This window comes from Psychrobacillus sp. FSL K6-1267, from assembly GCF_038003265.1.
In the GTDB taxonomy this organism is placed as follows: Bacteria; Bacillota; Bacilli; order Bacillales_A; family Planococcaceae; genus Psychrobacillus; species Psychrobacillus faecigallinarum.
The window spans coordinates 2,051,421-2,074,335 of sequence record NZ_JBBOOR010000001.1; the positions used below are offsets into that span (position 1 = coordinate 2,051,421).

At 35.7% G+C, this 22,915-nt stretch carries 21 protein-coding genes; 4 read left to right on the top strand and 17 right to left on the bottom strand.

Annotated features, from left to right (window positions below):
* Positions 1-49 precede the first annotated feature (49 nt).
* The 8 genes from MHB55_RS10295 to MHB55_RS10330 all read right to left on the bottom strand — a co-directional run bounded on the left by MHB55_RS10295 (position 50) and on the right by MHB55_RS10330 (position 7,159).
* Positions 50-520, bottom strand: a complete 471-nt coding sequence (locus MHB55_RS10295) for a DinB family protein (protein ID WP_340863163.1) — start codon at positions 518-520, stop codon at positions 50-52.
* Positions 521-892: 372 nt separating this feature from the next.
* Entirely contained in the window at positions 893-1,585 is a 693-nt protein-coding gene (locus tag MHB55_RS10300) for an AIM24 family protein (RefSeq protein WP_144536417.1), read from the bottom strand.
* Between the two features lie 80 nt (positions 1,586-1,665).
* Positions 1,666-2,796 carry a serine hydrolase domain-containing protein gene (locus tag MHB55_RS10305; RefSeq protein WP_340863164.1) on the bottom strand — a complete coding sequence of 377 codons (1,131 nt, stop codon included), beginning with the start codon at positions 2,794-2,796 and terminating at the stop codon, positions 1,666-1,668.
* An 86-nt stretch (positions 2,797-2,882) separates the two neighbouring features.
* The gene (locus tag MHB55_RS10310; protein ID WP_144536412.1) at positions 2,883-3,062 is read right to left on the bottom strand and encodes a hypothetical protein; all 180 of its coding nucleotides are present in this window, start codon (positions 3,060-3,062) and stop codon (positions 2,883-2,885) included.
* 260 nt (positions 3,063-3,322) lie between these two features.
* On the bottom strand, positions 3,323-4,306 hold the full coding sequence (locus tag MHB55_RS10315; protein WP_340863165.1) for a phosphotransferase enzyme family protein: 984 nt from the start codon (positions 4,304-4,306) through the stop codon (positions 3,323-3,325).
* A 36-nt stretch (positions 4,307-4,342) separates the two neighbouring features.
* Positions 4,343-5,398: a ribosome small subunit-dependent GTPase A gene (rsgA, locus tag MHB55_RS10320; RefSeq protein ID WP_340863166.1), complete on the bottom strand. Its 1,056-nt coding sequence runs from the start codon at positions 5,396-5,398 to the stop codon at positions 4,343-4,345.
* Between the two features lie 382 nt (positions 5,399-5,780).
* Entirely contained in the window at positions 5,781-6,869 is a 1,089-nt protein-coding gene (locus tag MHB55_RS10325) for a DUF2812 domain-containing protein (protein WP_340863167.1), read from the bottom strand.
* Positions 6,866-7,159: a PadR family transcriptional regulator gene (locus MHB55_RS10330; RefSeq protein WP_144537186.1), complete on the bottom strand. Its 294-nt coding sequence runs from the start codon at positions 7,157-7,159 to the stop codon at positions 6,866-6,868. Before MHB55_RS10330 ends, MHB55_RS10325 begins: the two co-directional genes overlap by 4 nt.
* A gap of 224 nt (positions 7,160-7,383) precedes the next feature.
* Here MHB55_RS10330 and MHB55_RS10335 point away from each other — a divergent pair, with 224 nt between their 5' ends.
* Entirely contained in the window at positions 7,384-9,054 is a 1,671-nt protein-coding gene (locus tag MHB55_RS10335) for a ribonuclease J (protein ID WP_340863168.1), read from the top strand.
* A gap of 144 nt (positions 9,055-9,198) precedes the next feature.
* Here MHB55_RS10335 and MHB55_RS10340 read toward each other — a convergent pair whose 3' ends face one another.
* From MHB55_RS10340 to MHB55_RS10375, 8 genes are all read right to left on the bottom strand, one after another.
* The gene (locus MHB55_RS10340) at positions 9,199-10,014 is read right to left on the bottom strand and encodes a ZIP family metal transporter (protein ID WP_144537184.1); all 816 of its coding nucleotides are present in this window, start codon (positions 10,012-10,014) and stop codon (positions 9,199-9,201) included.
* Between the two features lie 103 nt (positions 10,015-10,117).
* Positions 10,118-10,660, bottom strand: a complete 543-nt coding sequence (locus tag MHB55_RS10345; protein WP_340863169.1) for a GNAT family N-acetyltransferase — start codon at positions 10,658-10,660, stop codon at positions 10,118-10,120.
* Positions 10,661-10,803: 143 nt separating this feature from the next.
* Positions 10,804-11,847 carry a LacI family DNA-binding transcriptional regulator gene (locus MHB55_RS10350; protein WP_144536399.1) on the bottom strand — a complete coding sequence of 348 codons (1,044 nt, stop codon included), beginning with the start codon at positions 11,845-11,847 and terminating at the stop codon, positions 10,804-10,806.
* Between the two features lie 135 nt (positions 11,848-11,982).
* A complete protein-coding gene (locus tag MHB55_RS10355; protein ID WP_340863170.1) occupies positions 11,983-13,647 on the bottom strand; it encodes a glycoside hydrolase family 13 protein in 1,665 nt (554 codons plus the stop codon).
* Positions 13,648-13,761: 114 nt separating this feature from the next.
* The gene (locus tag MHB55_RS10360) at positions 13,762-15,294 is read right to left on the bottom strand and encodes an alpha-amylase family glycosyl hydrolase (protein WP_445678248.1); all 1,533 of its coding nucleotides are present in this window, start codon (positions 15,292-15,294) and stop codon (positions 13,762-13,764) included.
* A 35-nt stretch (positions 15,295-15,329) separates the two neighbouring features.
* A complete protein-coding gene (locus tag MHB55_RS10365) occupies positions 15,330-16,172 on the bottom strand; it encodes a sugar ABC transporter permease (RefSeq protein ID WP_144536394.1) in 843 nt (280 codons plus the stop codon).
* Position 16,173: 1 nt separating this feature from the next.
* Positions 16,174-17,454, bottom strand: coding sequence for a carbohydrate ABC transporter permease (locus tag MHB55_RS10370; protein ID WP_144537180.1), 1,281 nt, complete (start codon positions 17,452-17,454; stop codon positions 16,174-16,176).
* 132 nt (positions 17,455-17,586) lie between these two features.
* Positions 17,587-18,879, bottom strand: coding sequence for an extracellular solute-binding protein (locus MHB55_RS10375; protein WP_154310792.1), 1,293 nt, complete (start codon positions 18,877-18,879; stop codon positions 17,587-17,589).
* A gap of 322 nt (positions 18,880-19,201) precedes the next feature.
* Here MHB55_RS10375 and MHB55_RS10380 point away from each other — a divergent pair, with 322 nt between their 5' ends.
* The 3 genes from MHB55_RS10380 to MHB55_RS10390 all read left to right on the top strand — a co-directional run bounded on the left by MHB55_RS10380 (position 19,202) and on the right by MHB55_RS10390 (position 22,442).
* Entirely contained in the window at positions 19,202-20,959 is a 1,758-nt protein-coding gene (locus MHB55_RS10380) for a glycoside hydrolase family 13 protein (RefSeq protein ID WP_340863172.1), read from the top strand.
* A 359-nt stretch (positions 20,960-21,318) separates the two neighbouring features.
* Positions 21,319-22,209, top strand: coding sequence for a hypothetical protein (locus MHB55_RS10385; protein ID WP_144536385.1), 891 nt, complete (start codon positions 21,319-21,321; stop codon positions 22,207-22,209).
* A 32-nt stretch (positions 22,210-22,241) separates the two neighbouring features.
* Positions 22,242-22,442, top strand: coding sequence for a hypothetical protein (locus MHB55_RS10390; RefSeq protein ID WP_144536382.1), 201 nt, complete (start codon positions 22,242-22,244; stop codon positions 22,440-22,442).
* Positions 22,443-22,453: 11 nt separating this feature from the next.
* Here MHB55_RS10390 and MHB55_RS10395 read toward each other — a convergent pair whose 3' ends face one another.
* The gene (locus MHB55_RS10395) at positions 22,454-22,642 is read right to left on the bottom strand and encodes a hypothetical protein (protein WP_144536379.1); all 189 of its coding nucleotides are present in this window, start codon (positions 22,640-22,642) and stop codon (positions 22,454-22,456) included.
* Positions 22,643-22,915: the final 273 nt, after the last annotated feature.

Below are 22,915 nucleotides of genomic sequence, written 5' to 3' on the forward strand. Positions count from 1 at the left end.
GAAGCTGTTAGTTCTATAACTATTAAATATCTTACTTAAATTTTATACTCTATTTCCAGCTCTTTTGTAGCTTCCTAATATAAACAATTTGACCGATGTGATATGCATTATGTGTGGTGACATTCCCTACTACTTGCCACCAATTGGCATTCGAGTATTCTTGAACACTTTTTTCTAGTTGTTCTTCTGTTAATATCATTTGCCAATGTAAAAGAACTTCTATAAGTTGTTTCTTTAGTTCATCGAATGTTTTATTTTTTGAGATGGTAAACGTACTGTCATTACTTCCAACTGCTGAAACTGCATTAACACTAGATTCCTTATACCTTATTTGCCAGGTTTTATTCCAATAAAGCAAATGCTGTACAATTTCTGCAATACTATTATTTTCTTTACTCGCCTTCCAAAAAGCTTGTTCCTCTGTCAAACCATTTACAGATTCTGAAAATGGTACGTACCAACTGGGATCGTTTGCATTGGCTAACAGTTGGTCAGACAAAACATCTTTTGCATGAAACATACCTGCTATACTCCCCCTTAATGTTTATCATCATTTAAATGCCTCTATCTATAGTTAATTATTCTAGTTGATAAGATTATTCTCCTCTTTTTCAATTACTTGCTGCATTAGTAACAAACCTGTTATTTAGCTGTTAAATGAATAGTTGTTTAAAGTTAAAAATTAATCCTTGTAAGAAATGCGAAATAATATGCAAATGGTTTCATTAAAAAAGAAACGTTTATGGTTGAAACCATTAAACATTTCTTTTTAAGAACAAAAATATTTGTCTAGTTTTGTGAAACTTAGCTTTTCGAGGTTAGCTGTATAAAAATACGGTTGATTGATAGCTAACCCTCCGTTTCTTTATTTGCTTGTTTTTAAAATGTATATTTAACTCTGTCTCTGAAAATATACTTCTTCATAGGGCTGGACAATGACAAAGCCATCTCCTTCGAACTTCATTTGTATTGATTCTCCACTTCCTCTACCAACAAAGGTTTTAAAGGAGATATCTGTTTGGAAATCAGGCTGTAGATTACCGGACCAAGCCACTGTAGCATTTGGGTCTGTGAAAATGGGCTTTCCTGGTGTCACACGCAGTGTGAGAGGCTCGTAATGAGAAGTTATAGCAACTAAACCATTTCCTTCACATCTCACATTAAACAACCCGCCAGACATCATTCCTGCCACTTTTTTCATGATTTTGATATTGTGATTAATGGACGGCTCGAAAGCAAGCAAATCGTTCCCATTTACATAAATCGCTTCATTTTGAAGATGAAGAATAATGATTTTCTTTCCACTGTCAGCTAGATATAATTTACCGTGGCCATTTGCCTTCATTAGTGAGGCACCTTCACCAGTCAAAGCCTTTTTAAACATTGCGCCCACACCATGCTCTAAAACGCCCTCACGCTCAAATTTAATTTTTCCGTGATAAGCGACCATGGCACCTGCTTTAGCCCAAACAAGCCCCTCCAGGTTAACCTCCAATAAGCGCTCTGTTTCTAGTTCGAAAAAGCCTTCTCCTTTATCCTCCTGCTCCGTTTTGCGTATAAATTCAGCTACTGAGTATCGATTCATCAACAAACACCCCTTCCTCTTATCATATACGATGATGAATAGAACTATGTTTAAAATCATCCTTAAATTGGTTTTCTTATCTATAAATCTAGCAAAATATCTATGATTTTACTGCTAATATAACGATGGACGGTGCTATCAAAATTCAATAGAACAGCTACCCCAATGTTTTCCTCTGGAATTAATGAGATTAATGCCCTTACAGCCATCTGTCCCCCGCCGTGCTCGATGATGGTTTTTCCCTTATAGTCCTCGATAAACCAGCCTAATCCATAAAAACATGTATTAGTTTCATTATCCCACTCTTCTGACACTCGACATACAGGATTTTGCATTTGCTTTTTGAGAGTATTTTCTAGCATTTCCCTTGAACTGTAGTTCAAATGAAAGGACATATACTTGGCCAAATCTGTTGCTGTAGAGTAAAGAAAGCCTATTGGAGCAGCCAAAGAATTCATTGGATAAGGGGTTTCAACCTTGTCGGTACCTAAATAATATTTTGCGTAATTATTGTCAGTCAGAATGATATTTGTATCTGTAGTAGTTCGCGTCATTTGTAGTGGGGTTAAGAACTGATTTTGAAGGAAAGTCTCCCAGCTATCCCCGGTAACCTTCTCGATTAAATCTCCCAAAATAACATATGCATCTGTACAATAGTTCCAATCATGTCCAGGAGGTGATTCTAGCTTAACTTTTCGAAACCACCTAGTAATATCCTCTCTAGTATGGATACTAGTTAATTCATCTTCTACTAACCTATAATAGGCTAGAGCCTCACTCCATTCAGTAGGTGTGTCTGAATAGATTTCTTTAACATTTGGAGCAACTAAATTGGCTATACCTAAATCAGCTGGAAAGCCTGTTGTATGGCTTAAAACATGTTTTACAGTTATTTGATCGCTTAAGTTTTTATCTTTTGTTCTGAAATAAGGCAAATACTTAATGATTGGTGTATCGAGTTGGATGCTGCCCTTTTCAACAAGCTTCATAATGCAGACTGCTACAAAGTTTTTTGTTACACTTTGAATACTCATGATTGTATTTTCATCAATTAGGCTCGTAGTAGGCTCCAACTGAGCGTAACCGTATCCTTTTGCAAAAATTAGTTCATCTTTTTTAACTATAGAGACAGTAATCCCGACTCCTTGTTCTTCTATGACTCCATTTATTAAACTGTTTATTTCTTCTATCTTTTTATCAATTGTTTTCATTATTTGCTCCCTACATATTGCTAAATTTTCTAATTAAAGTGCTCCTTTTTGGTTAATGCCACACCCTATGCTGCATTTTTATATAGTTAGAACAATTGGTTGTTGTAACGATCTACCTCTCTGTCTGAGTTGGCTTGAGCGGCTACTTGATTCATTGTCTTCTTATGCGTTAAGTTATAATTCCTACTACTTAACCGATCTACGAGATAGGCACCTATTATGATAGCAGCAAAGAAACCCCAAAAAATCCACATAATCCAATGCATAACATCCTCTCCTTCTTCAGATATAGTATGTTCACTTAATATACATACGGAAAAACATTGAGAAAGTTTCGAATTTTAAGTTTAATGAAAATGACATCAGTAAAATGTGGATTTACTTTAAGTTAATATCAAGTATAAAAGCCTGTTTCTCTATAAATTAGAAGGAAATCAGGCTTTTTAGTCAAATATAACTTGTTGATTTATTAGTCCGTCCCTCGTTTAGAGGATGTTACGATGGTCGGTCTATAAAAAGGCTAATATTATATTTCCATTCCAAAACACAATGATTTATTCTTCATAGCTTCTGTTAATTTCTTTCTTAAACCTGCTAACCATTCCGGTTCCTGGTCCCACTTTTCTTCCGCAGATCGTAGAATACGCACATAACTATACAAATTTGCAAATCGTCTACAAGCTGGCATTATTGACATCATATCTTCTGATATCTCAAATTCAGTACGATATCCGTCCAAAAAGCTTTCTTTTTGCTGCTGAAAAATATCAGGCAGAATACAATCCTGTAAACTATCAAGTGATTGCTCGATATCCATTACATACCAGTGATACATGGCATCGTCAAAATCAATAACGTTACAAGAGTTATACTCTTCATCATAGAATACATTATCAAATTCAAAATCATAATGAATCAGTCCAAAATTGTTGTTTGTCTTAGGAATTGAGTCAAAATAATCTTGTAATAACAGGGTTTCCTTCAATGCAGATTTTTCGAGAGGAAAATCAACTAGAATATTGTGAATCCAATTTAATACGTCGCTATATGACCATCGTTTGTATTGTGAAGTTTTATACTCACTGGATAACTGATGGAGCTTTCCTAAAGCTTTTCCATAATTGAAAATAACTGTGTCACTTAAATCGGTCTTGATGATTTGCACACCTACAACACGTTTAAATACAGAGGCAAAGTATACGCCCCATGGAGTTTGTAATTTGACGAGCTCCTTCCCATTCTTTGATACAGCAGTTTCTACTGCTCCATACTTTTTGGATCGAAGGTATGAAATAAAGTCCAATTCTGCTAAAATATTTTCTTCGAATTTCTCCGTTTTTGGAGAAAATCTTAAAAAATGAGTTTTGCCTTTGGCTTGAAATGGATAAATAGCATTTGAAGATATTCTGTAGTACTTGAACATTTCAAGAGAGCGTTCATCAAATTCCCAACTTCTTAACAACATTTCTGCTAAATCCTCATTTTTAAAAAGATATTTCAATTTCAACATAAACTGACAACTCCCTTTACTTAAAGATATATTGCATCATTTTTTGTTTAATTTTTTCTTGAAATCTCTTCTCCTTGTATCTAATCTCTGTAATTCAGCTAACTGTTTTTTATAACTATTAACTCTGCTTTGACTTAGACGTTTATCATGTATGGCTTTTTGAATGGCACAGCCCTGTTCTTCTCGATGTTGACAATTCTTAAATTTACAATGGTAACTCAGTTGTTTGATTTCCTCAAAACTTTGGTCAAGTATCTCTACATCTCCCCATAGCTGCAATTCTCTTATACCAGGGGTATCTATGATTATGCCACCAGTTTGAAGGAAAATAAGTTCACAATTTGTAGTTGTATGCTTTCCTTTGCCCGTTAATTTACTAATAGACTGTATTTTTTGTATTTCATTACCCACCAAGAAGTTAGTTATTGTTGATTTTCCTACTCCAGATGATCCAAGAAATATAACTGTCTTTCCAGACATTAAATATTTAAAGAAAACGTCCATATTTACATTTTTTTCTGCACTGACAGAATGAACAGTTACTTTATTTGCTATTTCTTTCACTTGATTTATATATTCGGCAATATTAATACATAAGTCTACTTTGTTTAAAATAACTACTGGTTCAATTCCACTGTTATAAATCAAAGTTAAAAATCTTTCTATACGTCGAATTTCAAAATTATTATCTAAGCCAACTACGAAAAATGCTGTATTAATGTTTGAAGCTATTACTTGTTCTTCTGTTCTTCCTCCTCCAATAACACCATTTTTTAATTTTCTCCCACCAGAGATAGGAAGCTTCCTTACATAAGCGTTTTCTCTAGGTAAAATAGCGTGAATGAAAGCATGAGGATTACTATTTTTAATTTCGTACACTACCCAATCTCCAACTGCCGGAAAATCTTTATTTAATTGAGCATTATGTCTAAACCTTCCTGTTATTCTAGCTGTAATTGATTTCTCTTCAAATGTTACAAGATAATTATCTTTTATTTTGCATGTCACTCTACCAGCTCTTAGACCTTTTATTTTATAAGGTTTAAAATATTCATCAAAATTAGCATTCCAACCTAGTAAATGTGGTTCCATTAATTTTGCCCCCAGTTAGTTATAAATTTGGAGAAGAACAACTGGAATTATATTTATTTAATATATTTTGTACTCACACGAAAAAAGCCACAGGATATATAAAATAACCCTGTGACTAGACATTCCGTTCTTCTTTACAAAAAGTCAATTTTCTCTCTTGACATGTCCTATATTAATAAGTTTAAAAGCCTAATAACTTAGTCCGCATGAGTGAGATGCAATAAATATAATTCCAAGGTTATCTTCATTAAATTAGTCATTGCTTAATCTCACTCCCTTCAGTAATTGTAAGAAAATTATACCATTTCAATTATTGATAAATCAATAACTTATCTTGTCCAATGGCAAAATTCCTTGGAAGAAAAAAAAAAGAATCCTATTTCTAGGATTCTTTTAGTAAATTTTTTTCTTTCCTATATCCAGTGATGATTTTGACAGATAATAATATCCAAAAAATAGTCATACATGTTAAAAGGTACTTTAAAACAGTATTAATTGTAGAAGAATCTGTGTCAAGAACCCATTGCATATACATGGACTGTGCTAATACAAACAACAAGAATATAGCGATTGTCATATTCATCCTAAAGGCTTTTTTTATTTGGAGTCGCTTTTCTGATACGTCATAGGAGAATGCTGGTTTATTATTAGCCTCGTCATAAGGCATCGCCCAAATAGAGTAATTTAATAAAGACATATTAGATGTATATTTTAGTTTCCATCCTATTTCTTTATGAATTATATAATAATCAGATTTAAGTTTTGGTTCAAATGTAACCTCATATGCAATCTTTTCGTGCCTAGAGGGAACAAAAGAAAAGATTGTAGCAAATACACTTTCAAGCTCGTAGCCCTTATGATGCATCTCATCCAACCATATTTTAGTCTGGAGTGGCTGATACATCCATGCTAATCGAATTTTCCTTATTTTTTTTCTATCGTATTTTATTTCGTCCTTAAGATTAAAAGTTTTTTTCTCAAAAGTTCTATAGGAAATGAAAACAAAAGTCGATAGTCCTGCTAAAGCCAAGAATACTAGTACGGTAATAATAAGTGCTGCATAATTAGGGTCATTAGTATTTATGGTTTCAAAAATTAACAAGTTAATAGGGCCAGTTGATAAATAAAATATGGACAGCATAAGAAATAAATACGCATGCAAACGAATCCTTTTGAACAAGCTTTCACGGGAGGGATAAAAAGAAACATTTATATCTTCATTTTTTAAAATACCCCATTTACCGGTAGTTGAATGCTCCTGCCAGCCATCGCTTTTTAAGCTTTCTGATAACGCTCCGGAATTATATTGTATTGAAAAGGTAACCTTGTTAGGAGGCACAGTTTTATCAAACGTAAATATCCGTGTGAATCTGTTAATGTCTTTGAGTATATAGCCTTTATAAGCCATCCTTTCTAGCCAACGTTCAGTGGATGATATACGATAGCTCCAAAATAATTTGAACTGTTTCAATCGAACTCCCCCTCATAAAGCAAAATATTGCTATGTACTTCTTTTAAACGCTCCATTTCCTTCCGAATGATAACCTTGCCAAGCTCGGTAATTTCATAAATTGTTTTTCTCTTTTCGTCCGAAAATACAGAAATCATTTTATCGTTCTGCATTTTAGTGAGCGTTCCATAAATAGTGCCAGATCCTAAATGTAGTCTGCCGTTAGTCAGTTCTTCTACTCTTTTGATAATTCCATAACCATGCCGTGGCTCAGTCAATGAAAAAAGTATATAGAAAGCTGTTTCGGTCATTGGTATGTATTTCTTGATTAATTTATCCAAGCTGCTCCACCCTTTTGTACTATGTCACAACACGACTATATCACGACGTGACATATTTGCCAAGCAAAACATGTAAAATTTAACCTAATATTTACTAGTTAAGCAATATAAAAATTTCTTTCATGATTTTCCCTCATAAATAAACTATTTAAAGTTCATACTTTAAATAGTTTATTTAATCAGGAGGTATTTTTTTGAATACAAAAAATTCTACCGTTTCCGTGTTTGCGCTTGGCGGTATAAATGAAATTGGAAAAAACATGTATGTTATTGAATCACACGATGATATTGTAATAATCGACTGTGGAGGGAAGTTTCCCGATGAAAGTCTTCCAGGCGTAGATTTAATCATTCCTGACATCACCTATCTGAAGGAAAATGAGGATAGAATACGTGGTTTGATTGTCACACACGGTCATGAGGATCATATTGGTGGAATACCTTACTTTTTAAAACAGTTGAATGTACCCGTTTATGCCACAAATCTGACGCTGGGCTTGATTGAAATTAAGTTAAAGGAACATGGAATTCTTCGAGATAGTAAGCTTTTTATGATAGACGAGGATAATGTCTTAAGGCTGGGTACTATTCGGACAACCTTTTTTCGGACGAGCCATAGCATACCAGATTGCCTTGGTATAGCCTTTCAAACGCCACTAGGCACAATAGTGCATACAGGAGACTTTAAATTTGATTGGACTCCCGTGGATAAGCAAGCTGCAGATATACATCGTATGGCAGCAATTGGTCAGGACGGAGTACTATTGCTACTTTCAGAAAGTACGAATGCAGAGCGACCTGGCTCTTCCCCGTCGGAAAGGCTAATAGAAGAACATTTGGATGAAACCTTTAGAAAGGCAACTCGCAAAATTTTCATTACTACTTTCGCTTCAAACGTACACAGGGTACAGCAAATAGTTGACACTTGCATTAGAAACAACAGAAAGATTCTTTTACTTGGAAGAAGCATGGTAAATGTAGTTAGGGTAGCGACTCAGCGAGGATATTTAAAAATACCAGAAGGAATGTTGCTAGAGGAAAGCGAGGTTCCTTCAATGTCACCAGAAGAAGTGGCGATTCTTTGTACAGGTGGACAAGGTGAGCCAATGGCAGCTCTTTCTCGACTAGCCAGCTCTCGGTTCCGTAAATTAGAAGTTCTCCCAGAAGATACAGTAATCTTTTCTTCTAGCCCTATCCCTGGAAATGAAACGAATGTTACGAGGGTTGTAGACAATCTATTGCGCCTAGGAGCGAATGTAATATATGGTTCAGGAAGCGCAACAGGGATGCATGTATCTGGCCATGCTTACCAAGAAGAGCTGAAGCTCATGCTGACCTTGATGAAGCCAAAGTATTTTATCCCTATACATGGTGAATATCGCATGCTGCATATTCACAGAGAGCTCGCACAGTCGATCGGTGTTAAGCGTTCCCATATATTTTTACTGAACAATGGGGATGTTGTCGATATTATTACCGAAAATGAGGTCATACAAACTCGCTCGATAGAGGCCGGTGATGTTTTTGTGGACGGTTCCGGTATAGGAGATGTAGGAGAAATAATTCTTCGTGACCGCAGGGTTCTTGCTGGAGATGGAATGATTGTTATAGTCGTAAGTCTACAAAAAGGGCTGAAGAAAATATGGAATGGTCCAGATACTCTTACAAGAGGCTTTGTATATGGACCAGATTCAGAAGAGCTTATTAACTCTATCAATCAAAATGTACGAACTACTGTAGAAAAATGGGATAACAATAAAAACCAACGTACCCTCAAAAAGAATATTAAAAACTCCGTAGAAAACTTGATTTACAAACGAACAAAGAAAAAACCGATGATTTTGCCTATTATTATTGAAATTTAAACTAATCAACGCATCCTAGTAAAAAGGATGCGTTGATTTTTTATCGGATAGAATTTTTTATGACCGGATAGGCAAGATTTATAACCGTTCAGAGATCTTTTATGACCGGATAAAAAAAATTATGACCGTTCACCCTATTTGCCATCATCCAAAAGCTACATCTAGAATCATCATAATTGTAAATCCAATCATCAAGCAAACAGTTGCCAAATCTCCGTTTCCGTATTCCTGTGAACCAGGAATTACCTCCTCCACTACAACAAAAATCATAGCACCAGCTGCGAATGCAAGAGCAAAAGGTAAGATTGGAGACATAAAGGACACTGCTAAGACACCGATAATTGCAGCAATTGGTTCTACCATTCCAGAGAATTGTCCATAAAAGAAGCTCTTTCTACGAGACATCCCCTCTCTTCTTAGAGGCATTGCAACCGCTGCCCCCTCAGGAAGGTTCTGAATACCAATTCCAATTGCTAGAGCTACAGCTGCAGTTAAAGACGCTGAATCGAGACCAGCTGCAACTGCTCCAAAAGCGACACCGACAGCTAGACCTTCCGGAATATTATGTAAAGTGATTGCAAAGACAAGCAGTGTACTTCTTCTTTTCCCCTTCGGATTAATCCCTTCGGTTTGATTGGTGTGAGAGGAAGGGTGCATATGGGGGATGATTTTATCTGCGATCCAAAGGAAAAATCCACCCAAGAGGAATCCAGCAGCTGCTGGAAACCAAACTGGAAAAGGGCCTTCTTTTGACATCTCTATAGCAGGGGAAAGAAGCGACCAAAAGCTTGCTGCAATCATTATTCCGCCAGCAGAGCCAAGCATACCATCCATTAATTTTTGGTTTACTGTCTTTGTTGTAAACACTAGGGAGGCGCCTAGCGCTGTCATTCCCCAAGTAAACAAAGTTGCTAATAATGCCTGCATAACTGGGCTAAGCGTGGATATGTACGCAATCATCATTTCCTGTCCCTTCTTTGTCTTCTTTTATTATCACTATATGATTTTGTAGAGAATTTAATAATAAAGAAATTAAACGGTACCAACCTGGTTATTTAAATCATTATTTCTTCCAATCGGCTGCTAGCATGCCGTAGACCTCATGATCGACATAATGGTCGTATAGCCACTCTGATTGACGAATAGTTCCCTCATGGGTAAACCCAAGTCTTTCAGGAATTGCTCTGCTATTCTTATTCTCAACCGCAGCTCGGATTTCTACACGATTTAATCCTAAATCGATTAATGCATAATCTACAAATGCCTTTACTGATTTAGTCATTAGGCCATAGCCAACAAAGGCATCGCCCAACCAATATCCAATGCTCGTAGATTTGTTGTTCCAGTCAATTTTATGAAAACCAATTATACCAGCAAGATTGTCTTCATACCAAATCCCTGCTTGGATTCCATTATTTTCACTAAACTGTTTCATAGTAGATTTGATGAAATTCTCCGTGTCAGAAACAGTTTTTGTAAAATCAATAAAAGGTAACCATTCCTTTAATGTATCCTTGGACATGATAGTCAAATCGAACACTTGTTCCGAGTCCCGTAAATCTAGCATTTTTAGTTTAGTTTTTTCGTCAATATTAAATGTAAACATAGTATATCTCCCTCCTTATAGAGCATTATAAATTAACTTTACAATAATGGAAATATTTTATTTGTTTACATAATAATATTATCAAACATAAAAATGGTTATCCAAATTATTCGGATAACCATTTTACTTTTTAAAATGGACTACTATCTTTCGAAAACGTTTTTTTGTGACACTGCACATGAGTTACGAACTACTAGTTGATGCGGAATGATAATACGCTTTACTGGTTCATTTTCATTCTCCAACACCTGAATCAGGCTTCTGGCTGCCTGATATCCTAATTCAACTATGTTGATATTAATGGATGTTAGAGGTGGACGAGACATTTCCGCAAACAAAGCATTATTGAAGCTTATAATGGAAACCTGACTCGGAATGTCAATTGCCATTTCTGTAAGAGAGTTTACAACTCCTAGCGCTATCAAGTCATCTGTAACGATTAACGCTGTAGGAGAAATGGTACCCGAGAAAAGTTTACTTACTGCTTTCTGGCCACCCTCTCTTAGAAATTGTTCAGAATGTATAATATAATCTTCTTGCAAAGATATATCATTTTCTTGCAGAGCTGCCTTATAGCCATGGAGTCTGTCCAAAGTTACTGTGAGGTTAGGACTGCCCCCGATAAAGCCGATATTCTCATGTCCAAGACCGATAAGGTACTCTGTTGCCTCTTTCGCTGCTAGGAAGTTATCATTATCTACATGAGTGATTTTTGCCACATGCTCATAAGGCTTCCCAATCATTACAAATGGAAAGTTTCTAGATCTCAAATAGTTTAAGATATCGTCATTTATTCGAGAGTAAAGGAGTATAATTCCATCCACTCTACCCCCCTGAACCATCTGCACTACACCATTGAATAGTTCTTCCTCAGTCGTTCCAGTAGTCATCTGAAGTGCATAATGCTTTTCATGCACTCCTTCACTTAATCCGTGCATAACCTCAGCAAAGAATGGGTTTTGAAAGAATGCACCAGTCGATGGAGGCAATACTAGACCGATTACCTTTGTCGATTGGCTAGCAAGACTACGTGCAATAAAATTAGGATGATATCCTAGCTGCTCCATTGCTTCTCTAACACACTTCTTTGTCTTCTCACTAATCCGGGGATTATTGGCAATTACCCGAGAGACGGTTGAGGGAGCGACATTTGCTAATTTTGCTACATCTTTAATCGTAATTGCCACAGGATATCACCACTCTTTTTCTGTTTTCATAATGTTTCTGTAAAATATAATTATATAGATAAGTGTTATTATTAACTAGGCCAATTAAGTCATATGACCAATTGCTAGTGACTGTATCTATTCCTCAGAGCTTTCTTACTTTGACAAATATATTCTCGTTTCGTATGGCTTTAATATCACTTTCTCTGTTAGTGAATCAGGTGTTTCTTTATAATTGCTTAACATAAGATGGTAATCCTTTTGCTCCAACTCGTGAAGATTAACTTCTACCGTTTTGTTACGGAAGTTGCATAGGACAACTGCTGTCTTTTCATTCAGACAACGTTTATAAATATATACATCTGGGTCATTTTCTAATAATAGATCATAAGAGCCATATACAAAAACTTCATTTTCCTTGCGAAGCTTAATCATATTTTTAAAGAAGTGATAGATGGAATTCTCATCCTTAAGCTGAGCCTGTACATTAATATTAGAATAGTTTGGGTTAACGTTCATCCATGGAGTACCACTTGTAAATCCAGCATTCTCAGAATTATCCCATTGCATTGGAGTTCGTGAGTTGTCCCTTCCGTTTGTCCAAATGGTTTCCATTACTTCCAAATGAGGACGACCTTTTGCAATTTCGATCTCATAAAAATTTTGCATACCGATATCGTCATAATCTTCTATAGAAGGGAACTGAACATTCGTCATGCCAATTTCTTGGCCCTGATAGATAAAAGGTGTACCCTGCATTAAGAAATAACAAGCACCCAGCATTTTTGCACTTTCATTCCAATATTCCTGGTCATTTCCCCAGCTAGAAACACTTCTTGTTTGGTCATGGTTTTCTAGAAAGAGTGCATTCCAACCTCTTTCGTGAAGTCCCTTTTGCCATTTTGTTAGTGTTTTTTTAAGTCCGAGCACATCAACAGTCTTATTTTTATCCTTATTCCAAAGTCCAAGGTGTTCAAACTGAAAAATCATATCAAACTTCCCGTTTGTCTCACCAACCCATTCGTCTGCCTCGTCTATACCAACGCCATTAGCTTCTCCGACCGTCATAATATCATATTTTGCGAACGTTTCTTCTTTTAATTCGCTTAGGAATGTCTGTATACCTGGTTGGTTAGTATGCATGTCAAATGAGGAAACGTACTGATTGCCTTCTGGATTTGGCATATCAGGAAAACCCTCACGTTTTTTAATATGACTGATAGCGTCTACACGAAAACCATCGATTCCTTTGTCCAACCACCAATTGACCATCTTATGTAATGCTATTCTTACTTCTTTGTTTTCCCAATTTAAGTCTGGTTGTTTAATGGCAAAAAGGTGCATATAATACTGCGCTGTCGCTGTATCGTATTCCCAAGCACTACCAGAAAAAATACTCTCCCAATTGTTTGGCGGCTCAGTACCTTTACCGTCTCTCCATATATACCAATCTCTTTTTGGGTTATCTATAGAAGAACGTGATTCAACAAACCAAGGATGCTCGTCACTTGTATGATTAATAACAAGATCTAGAATAAGTTTCATGTCACGGGCATGAGTTTCTGCCAATAACTCATCAAAATCCTTCATGTCTCCATACTGCTCTGAAATACCTTGGTAATCACTTATATCGTAACCATTATCGGCATTTGGAGATTTGTAAAATGGAGATACCCATATTACGTCTATACCTAAATCCTTCAAGTAATCTAGTTTTGAGATTACTCCACGCAGATCACCTATTCCATCCCCGTTACTATCCATAAAGCTTCTAGGGTATACCTGATAGCTGACTGCTTCTTTCCACCAATTTCTCTTCATGTAATAAAATACTCCTCTCGCTTAAGCTTTTTTAAGTATATGTAGCCACAACCAATCGGCTATCCGGATGATAGCATCATGCTATCCACGGTATACAGAGAGGGTTAGCATAAACTAAAATACTGATCGTTTTTTAACTTCTCTAATTCCCAATGTGAGAATTATTATAAATGAACCTAATACGGCTGAAGATAAGACTATAAACAACCAGTTAGTGTCAGCTTTATCCGTTAGCTCGTATATTTCTGATTGACCACTTTCTATATTAATCGTGTACTGGTTGCCGTTAGATTTAATAACAGTGTCCGACAGCAAGCTCATTAATCGTTTCCCATTTTCTAGCTTTCCCTCTAGAACGACCCTTTGTTTCTCTGAAGTGTTATTAATAGCCACCACAATTGTTTCTTCTTCATACACTCTAGAATATATAGCTATTCCTTCATCCTCGTGAAGGACCTCCATTTTTCCTCTTGTAAGGGAAAGATATTCTGTCCTTAACGACCCAAGTATGGAAATATAGTCAACTAAATCGTTTTCACTATCAAATTGCATCATTCTTCGATTGTCAGGGTCATTTCCGCCATCCATCGCTATTTCAGTCCCATAATAAATTATCGGTATACCAGGAGCGGTGTACAAATAGGTAAGACTCTTCTTGAGTTGAGATTTAGGCTCTTCTTTTTGGTTAAGTACCAAATTACTAAATCTAGTCATGTCATGGTTATCAATAAATTGGCCGAGAAAATTGGAACGATTAAATAATTTTTCGTTTCTTTCAACGTTTGAAAATAACCAGCCAAGTGATTGGTTAGATTTCTCAAAAGCTGTACGAAGGCTATCATTTTGAGAAAAATCAAAAAAGCCATCAATCCCTGTTTCTTCATATTCAGCAATTACATTTGGATTATCATGCCATACCTCACCTATAAGATAAAAGTTTTCCTTTTCAGCTTTAATAGCACTCGAGAAATCGATCCAATATTCCTTAGGAACATGCTTAACTGTATCTAAACGATAACCGTCTATATCGGTTTCCTTGATCCACCACTTTGCAGCTTCTATCAAATATGCAGCTACTTCTGGATTGCTTTGATTTAAATCAGGGAGGTCATACAACCATCCGTTTTCAACTTCAGCTTGGTCATTCCAATTAGAAATTGGCTGATTTGAATGAAACCACTCTTCCTTAGAGGGATCATTTAGCCATTCATGATTCGGTCCAACATGATTCACAACAAAATCTAAGATAATCTTTATGTCTCTTTCATGAGCTTCTTGCACTAACGCTTTAAATTCTTCCATTGTACCGAAATACTCGTTAGTTTTATAATAATCTTTTGTCCAATACCCATGGTACCCTTTTGGAGTGTTCTCGAAGATGGGCGTCAGCCAAATAGCTGTAAAACCCATTTCTTTTATATAATCAAGCTTATCCATTATTCCTTTAAAATCCCCACCATGATAGGCATAAGGATCTTCTAGGTTAGCGTCCTTATCATTTGAAGTGTCACCATTATTAAATCTGTCCACCATAATCATATAGACAATCTCATCCTGCATTGTAGCATCTACATTAGCAGAAGCATGATAGGGATTGAAGCTAACTAAAAGCACTAGCAATATTAGTAAATGTAAACACCTTTTTATAGTCACACACCCCCGCCAATTTCCATGAACTATTGTCAGCCTTTTGTTCCACCAGCAGTCAATCCAGAGATAAAATACTTTTGGAAAGTTAAGAACAAAATTGTTATAGGAATTGCGATTAAAACGGAACCAGCTGCAAATGTCGTAAACTCATTACCAAATTGCTTAGATACTAATTCATACAGTCCTACGCCCATCGTAAATTTTTCCTCGGAGCGTAGCATTACACGGGCAAGTATAAAGTCTCCGAACGGTGCTATAAAGGAGAACAAAGCAACTACGGCAATAATTGGCTTAGCTAATGGCATAATGATTTGCCAGAATATACGGAGGTGACTTGCGCCGTCCATCCTTGCAGATTCATCAAGCTCTTTAGGGATAGTATCTAAATATCCCTTCATAAGCCATGTATTCATAGGGATTTGCCCACCTGTATAAATTAGGATTAATCCTAAATGAGTATCTAAAAGTTCTGTTCTTTGTGCAAGAACAAAAATTGCTATAAGAGCTGCAAAGTTAGGGATCATTTGAAGTACTAAGAACGTTAATAATCCATTCTTACGGCCCACAAATCGGTATCTAGAGAAGGCGTATGCAGTTAGAGATACACTAATTACAGCTAAAGCCATTGTGATCAAGCTAATTTTCATTGAGTTGATATACCATAGTACATAATTAGAGTTTTCCATATCGAACAGGTCTAAGTAATGTTTGAAAGTCGGATTTTCAGGAAACATGGTAGATCCCGAAAGGCTTTGACCCGGATTGAGTGATGAACCAATAACCCAAAGAAGTGGATAAATAACAACTACAGCAGCTACCAGGAGAATAAAGTATGAAAGTGTCAGTCTGATGATTTTTTCAGTCTTCATATTCATATCACATCATATCCTCCTCTTTAAATGAATTTGTGCGTTTAAACTGCCATAGGGCAACGGCTACAACAACTAAGGATAATAGCATCGTTATGGCTGCAGCTTTACCATACTGAGCGGAAGTCATCGTTAACTTGTAAATCCATGAGATTAAAATGTCTGTACCTCCAGCATTTTGCCCAGGCAATGCTGGCCCACCGCCGTTGAATAAGAAAATTACGTTGAAATTATTAAAGTTAAATGTATATTGCGTGATTAAAATCGGAGCAGTCGCATAAAGTACCATCGGTAATGTGATGCTTCGAAACTTTTGCCAAATAGAAGCACCATCCACGTTAGCTGCCTCATATAATTCATCAGGAATAGACTGTAGAACACCAGTTGTCATAGCAAATATAAAAGGAAATCCAAGCCACGATTGTATACCTATTAAGGCGATACGGGTCCACATTTCAGAAGTCATCCATGGGACAGGATCTATTCCAAAAAAGCTTAGTATGCCATCATTTATTACTCCGAATGATTCATTGAACATTCCAGAGAATATCAAAATCGAGATAAATGCTGGTACTGCCCAAGGAAGTATTAAAATCGTACGGAAAACAGCTTTTCCTTTTAAATCCTTTTGGTTAATCACAACTGCGAGGAATATACCGATTGCTACCTGGATTGTTGTTGCTCCAAAAGTCCATACGATCGTCCATCCAAGAACACTAAAGAAAGTAGAGCGCCATAACTCTAGTTTGAAAATATCAATATAGTTTTGTATTCCTACCCAATCGACTAATTTAGCCGGTGGCGTGTGGTATAAATCATAGTTAGTAAAAGAAAGTAATATTACGAAAAAGATAGGGAAAATTACAACAAAGATTAACAGTAAAAAACCAGGGGAAATCATAAGATAAGGAAAACCATTGTCTATTAAATTATGATATTGCTCTCTTACACTGTTTAACTCGAAGCCTTTATCTCTTTTTTTTCCGTTGTTATACGCATCGTAAATGTTAAATGCATAAATACCTAAACCGATTGCTGCTACTAGCAAAGCTATGACTCCATCTACTAATAAGAATACGGAGTGGTCTAGACCTGGTATTTCTCCAAGTGTGAACAATCCCCAAAAGCCCCAATTAAGCGTTTGATAAAAACTACTAAAAAATGCGGCTGTTAAAACTAAGAAAATGATTCCTTTAACATATTGTTTATTGTAAAACTGACCAATGCCTGGAATAATCGATAATAACCCAGCTGTTTTTCTATGTTTGTTGGTGGCATTACTGTCCATTGCTAATGCGGCCTCCTTCTTTCCTTTGAAAGGAGTATTTTCTCTCAAAATTGTATTCACAATCCTTTAAATATAAGCAAAGCCATGCCCCCGTGTAGGAAACATGCCTTTGCGATTAAAAATCATTTAAAATCATTTAGGGTGATTTGTTTCAATATTTGTTTTGATGTTTTTAACTGCATCATCCATTGCGGCCTTAGGCTCAGCTTTTCCAGTTGCAATAGTTTGCAATGCAGAAGCAGCCGGACTCCATACTTCAGCCATTTCTGGAATGTTTGGCATTGGAACTGCATATTGAGATTGAAGTGCTACAGCTTTAGCTCCTTCGTTATCTGCAATGATTGGATCTTCTACAAGTGTTTTAACTGGTGGAATTTCTTGTGTAGTTTCAAAACGAATTTTTGCATTTTCTTCGTTTGTTAACCATTCGACTAATTTAGTAGACCAGTATTTATGTTCTGTAAAAGCAGTTACATGCCATCCTTTAACTCCCATGAACGTTTTCATTGGTTCACCATTCGGAAGCTTTGGCATTGCTGAAATACCGATATCTATTCCAGCATCCTTCATGCTTTGGAAAGACCAAGGACCATTCATAACTGAAGCAATTTTTCCTTCGTTGAATAGACCGTCTCTAGTAGAACCACCACTTTCCCCAATAATTCCTTTAGGGAATAATCCTTCTGAATACCATTTTTGAATGTAAGAAGCTCCTTCAATTGCTCCCTCGTTATTTAAACCGATATCGTCTCTGTCAAGAGCGCCATCATTTTCCTTGAAAACGTATCCGCCCATACCAGCAATTACCCCATGTGCAAAATAGAAATCATCCCAAGTTGCGATAAATCCAAATTGTTTGCCATCTGTAAAACCTTTTGAAAACTCATATACCTCATCCATAGTTTCCGGTGCTTCAGACATCAATGCCTTGTTATAGATGAATACTGGTGTCTCTGTCGCTTTAGGAAGCCCATAAAGCTTGCCATCGTATTTTTGTGCATTTACAGAAGAATCACTGAAGGTTGATAGAACTTCATCACTTACTTCAATTTCTTGTATAAGACCTTCTGTTACTACCTGGCCGATTTGGTCATGAGGTAAAGTAACAACGTCTGCACCAGTTCCAGATGGACCGTCCATACGAAGCTGATCACGCATTTTATCAGCCATACCTAATTCTTTGAATTCTACTTTAATACCATATTCTTTTTCAAAGGACTCTATTGCAGGTTTTAAGGCTACAGATTTATCTGTATCTTCCCATACAATTAGCTTTTCTGGTTTAGCAGGTTCATCCGAGCTACCAGCATTTTCATTATTGTTTGAAGTAGACGTGCCCGTGTTAGTTTCTCTATCTGGTCCACATGCTGCTAAAATAGCCATCAGTAGAACCAAAATAGATAAGAATGATAGTGACTTTTTCATTTCTTTAACCCTCCCAATTTGTGTCTCTCTTTTTTACCAAAGTTGTACAACCGTTTGCACAATAAATTTAATGAAAACGCTAACATAAAATTTATCTATGAAAATAATTTTCTATTTATTCCGGTTATTGCATGGTATGTAAGTTAAATAGAAAAATATTATTTCAACTAAATTTTATGAAAGCGATTGCACAACTTATGGTTTTATTATACATTTAAAGTAAGTTTACACAAACACTTTTTTAAATTTTTTAAAAAAATATTTTATTTGTGTAAAAATATAGTCAAATTAGTAGAAGTGATAATTGGAAAAGGGGAGTTATATGGAAAGAGCTGCTGTATTTCATAGACCGGTAGACAACTTAGCGTATCTATTAGAAGAAAAAACAATGCATATACGCTTAAAGACGAAAGCAAATGATCTTAACGAAGCATTACTAATCCATGGAGATCCATACATTTGGGAAAATGGAGAATGGAAATATAACGTGGCTAGAATGTATTTGGTAGGATCTGATGAAGTGCATGATTACTGGGAGATTAAGGTTTTCTCTGAGACGAATAGAATCCGTTATGGCTTTAAGTTAATTTCAAATGATGAGCAAATTGTTTATACAGAAAAAGGGTTCTACTCGGAAGCTCCTAATGATTCCGACTACTATTTTTGTTTTCCATATTTGCACAGCAATGATATTTTTGAGGCCCCTTCCTGGGTAAAAGACACTGTTTGGTATCAAATTTTCCCAGAGCGCTTTGCAAACGGTGATCCCTCTATTAATCCTCCAACCGCTAAGGTATGGGGTTCCGAGCCTCCTGCAATAAATAATTTTTTTGGTGGGGACTTTGCCGGGGTCATTCAACATTTGGATTATTTAAATGACTTAGGTATAAATGGAATATATTTTACACCTGTATTCCAAGCTAGTTCCAACCATAAGTATGACACAATCAACTACTTAGAAATCGATCCTCAATTTGGTGATAAAGAATCCTTAAAGCTTCTTGTGAAAGAATGTCATAAACGTGGCATAAAGGTGATGCTAGATGCTGTTTTCAATCATAGTGGGTACTACTTCCCCCCTTTTCAAGATGTATTAAAAAATGGAGAAAGTTCTCATTATAAGGATTGGTTCCATATTCATGACTTCCCTGTCCGAGGTGGAGAGAGACCAAATTATGAGGCGTTTGGTTTTGTAGAGTCTATGCCAAAGTTAAATACAGCTAATCCTGAAGTAAAGAAATACTTATTAGATGTAGGAGCTTACTGGATTGAGGAGTATGACATAGACGGCTGGAGATTAGATGTTGCTAATGAAGTGGATCATCATTTCTGGCGAGAGTTTAGAACTGTAGTAAAAAATATTAAGCCAGATATATATATATTAGGGGAGATTTGGCATGATTCGATGCCTTGGCTTCGAGGAGATGAGTTTGATGCGGTCATGAACTATCCCTTTAAAACCAATTTGTTTAATCTTTTAGTAAATGGAAGTATTAGTTCTCGACAGTTTGTAGAAAATATTACTAAAGTTTATTACAACTATCCTAAAAATGTTTTTGACTATACTTTTAACCTTGTTGGAAGTCATGATACGGCAAGAGTATTAACAGAATGTGATAACAATATTAACAAAACGAAACAAATCTTCACTGTTCTTTTAACCTTTATGGGGACACCTTGTATCTATTATGGAGATGAAATCGGATTAACTGGTGGTCAAGACCCTGGTTGTAGAGAATGTATGGAATGGGATGAATCAAAGCATAATCTGGAGATGAAAACCCATATTAAAACCCTTATTAAATTAAGAAAACAAGAGAAGCTACTTGCAAACGAAGGCTCTGTGAGATTTATCCGTCCTTCTTCTGAAAATGGTATTTTTGGTTATGAGAAATTCAATGATGATTATTCCGTACTAGTATTATATAATCCATCACAAACGGAGCAGGCCCTGGATTTAGACCAAACAAGCAAATATGATCTATTATATAGCGATACTAAAAGTTTCAATAGCACCGCAATAAGCTTAAATGGTTATGGTTTTGCAATTATAAAGAAAAATGCAAGCGTTGTAGTATGAGCATAACTTCAATTAATCAAATAAAAAATGTTTAGTATGTACAATAAACTCTAACTAATAGAAAAATATAGATAGGATGGTGTGACATAAGGTCTCACCATCTTTTTTAACGTTATTTTATGTCAATGGTCTGTCCGTTGTTCTCGCATGTCTGGATAATAGCACATTAAATGCATTTTTAGCTACTAGGTCAACCCACCTTAAATTTTTCCATTCTATTATTCTATCGCTACTATCAATTTTTGGAGCAACCTTTCATATGATAAATAGGAATCAGGTAATATTTTGGGCTCTGTCACATACAATCAATTGATAAAACAAATATACAACTCGTTTTATATGACGGAGGCGTAGCCCATATGAATTCCCGTTTTCAAGAAAAACGTACTCTTTTTCAATGGATAAACATGATGATTCCCTATATTTATACGATAGGAATTCTGTTAATTTTGGTGTGGATGGCCACCTCCTCCCTAATCATTGGCATTTCGACATGGCAGGAGAACCCTAAAGCATTTTTTCTTCAGGAAATTGAGGTAGATAATTCTAATACAGTACAAACTGTTCAAGAAACTACTTTTTCACTTATTATAAAACCCTTTGTTGAATCAAATTTTAACCAAGTCATTTTTAGAGGACTCTTTTTACTATTTATATGGTTTTTATTATTTTTAATAATCCCAGTTGCTTTTAAGAGATTAAAAAGGTTTAAGTTTTTGAATTTAGAATTTGAAGTAGATAATATTGAGCAAGCCGCTATTGAAACAGTGGAAATCAGTGGTACAAAAGCAAAGCTCATGGCTTATTTTACAGGTGACGACGCCTCTGGAAGAACTCTGGAGTTCTTATTCAGGTCGGCAATCGATTTTAAAGAGGTTTTAGAATATTTTTTAGAGGAAACACAAATCGGTTACAAAAATCAACCAATCAATGGTGCGTTTTCTTTTGCTGTGTATACTGGAGACACCCCTGAAAAGTTTGTGAACCTAATAGATGAATCAAAGGAAACTGGAGAGGCAGTAGTGTTTAATAGGACAGATGACTTAAATGTATGGAAGAAAAATTATTTAGTTTACTATTTTGCATATGACAATTTAGAATTTACAACAGTGATTGAAAGCTTTACTTACTCGTTTGATATTATTGATAAATATCTTTTTGAGCTTCTTCATAAAACAATTGCCAAAAATATTGAAAATATTGAATACATGGTGGCATTGACTAACTCAGAATCAATTGAAAACCAATAAAATATAATTTATACATTAAAGGAGTGTTGAGTATGCTAAGTGAAAAGGTACCTATTTGCACCGAGGATGTTAAAAATCGGGCAGCAAGAAAACTGGGTAGATTCAATACGACAAAAAAAAGTTCGAAACCTGTAAAGACTGCTGCAATAACCGGAGATTTAGTTAAACCAATCCATGTAAACAAGTCCGAGCCGCTAGTAAAGAGAATGACTTATTTTCAAAACAACAGTTAGTACCCACTTGTTCAAAGTGGGTACTTTCTATTTTTTTCTTTAAAATGTTTGGAGTGCTTTTCAGCTATCTCCTGCATAATTGGCGAAGGCCCAACCAAATCTGCTGGTCGTTTTACGGGTAAGTGGTTTAACTTTATTTCATTTACTCCTTTGAACTTCTCTCCCCTTAGAAGTCGCTCATAAATATCCCTTATTTTCATTGCTTCCCCTCGTTTTCTACATATTCCTTTTGTAGTATATTCAGTTATGCTAATTAGACGTATGTACTTGCTTGCATAATATGGAAGATAATAATTAGTTTACATAATATTATTATAGTAATTTAGTGGATGTGGAACATGAAATGGAACATGCATAAAAAGCAGGAGCTATTAGTATAAACCATACTCATGCACCATCTAGGGTGGTTAGTCTTGATATTTTAAGCTCCAGACGTACATAGAAGTTCTATTAGAATAAACGCATATAAATAT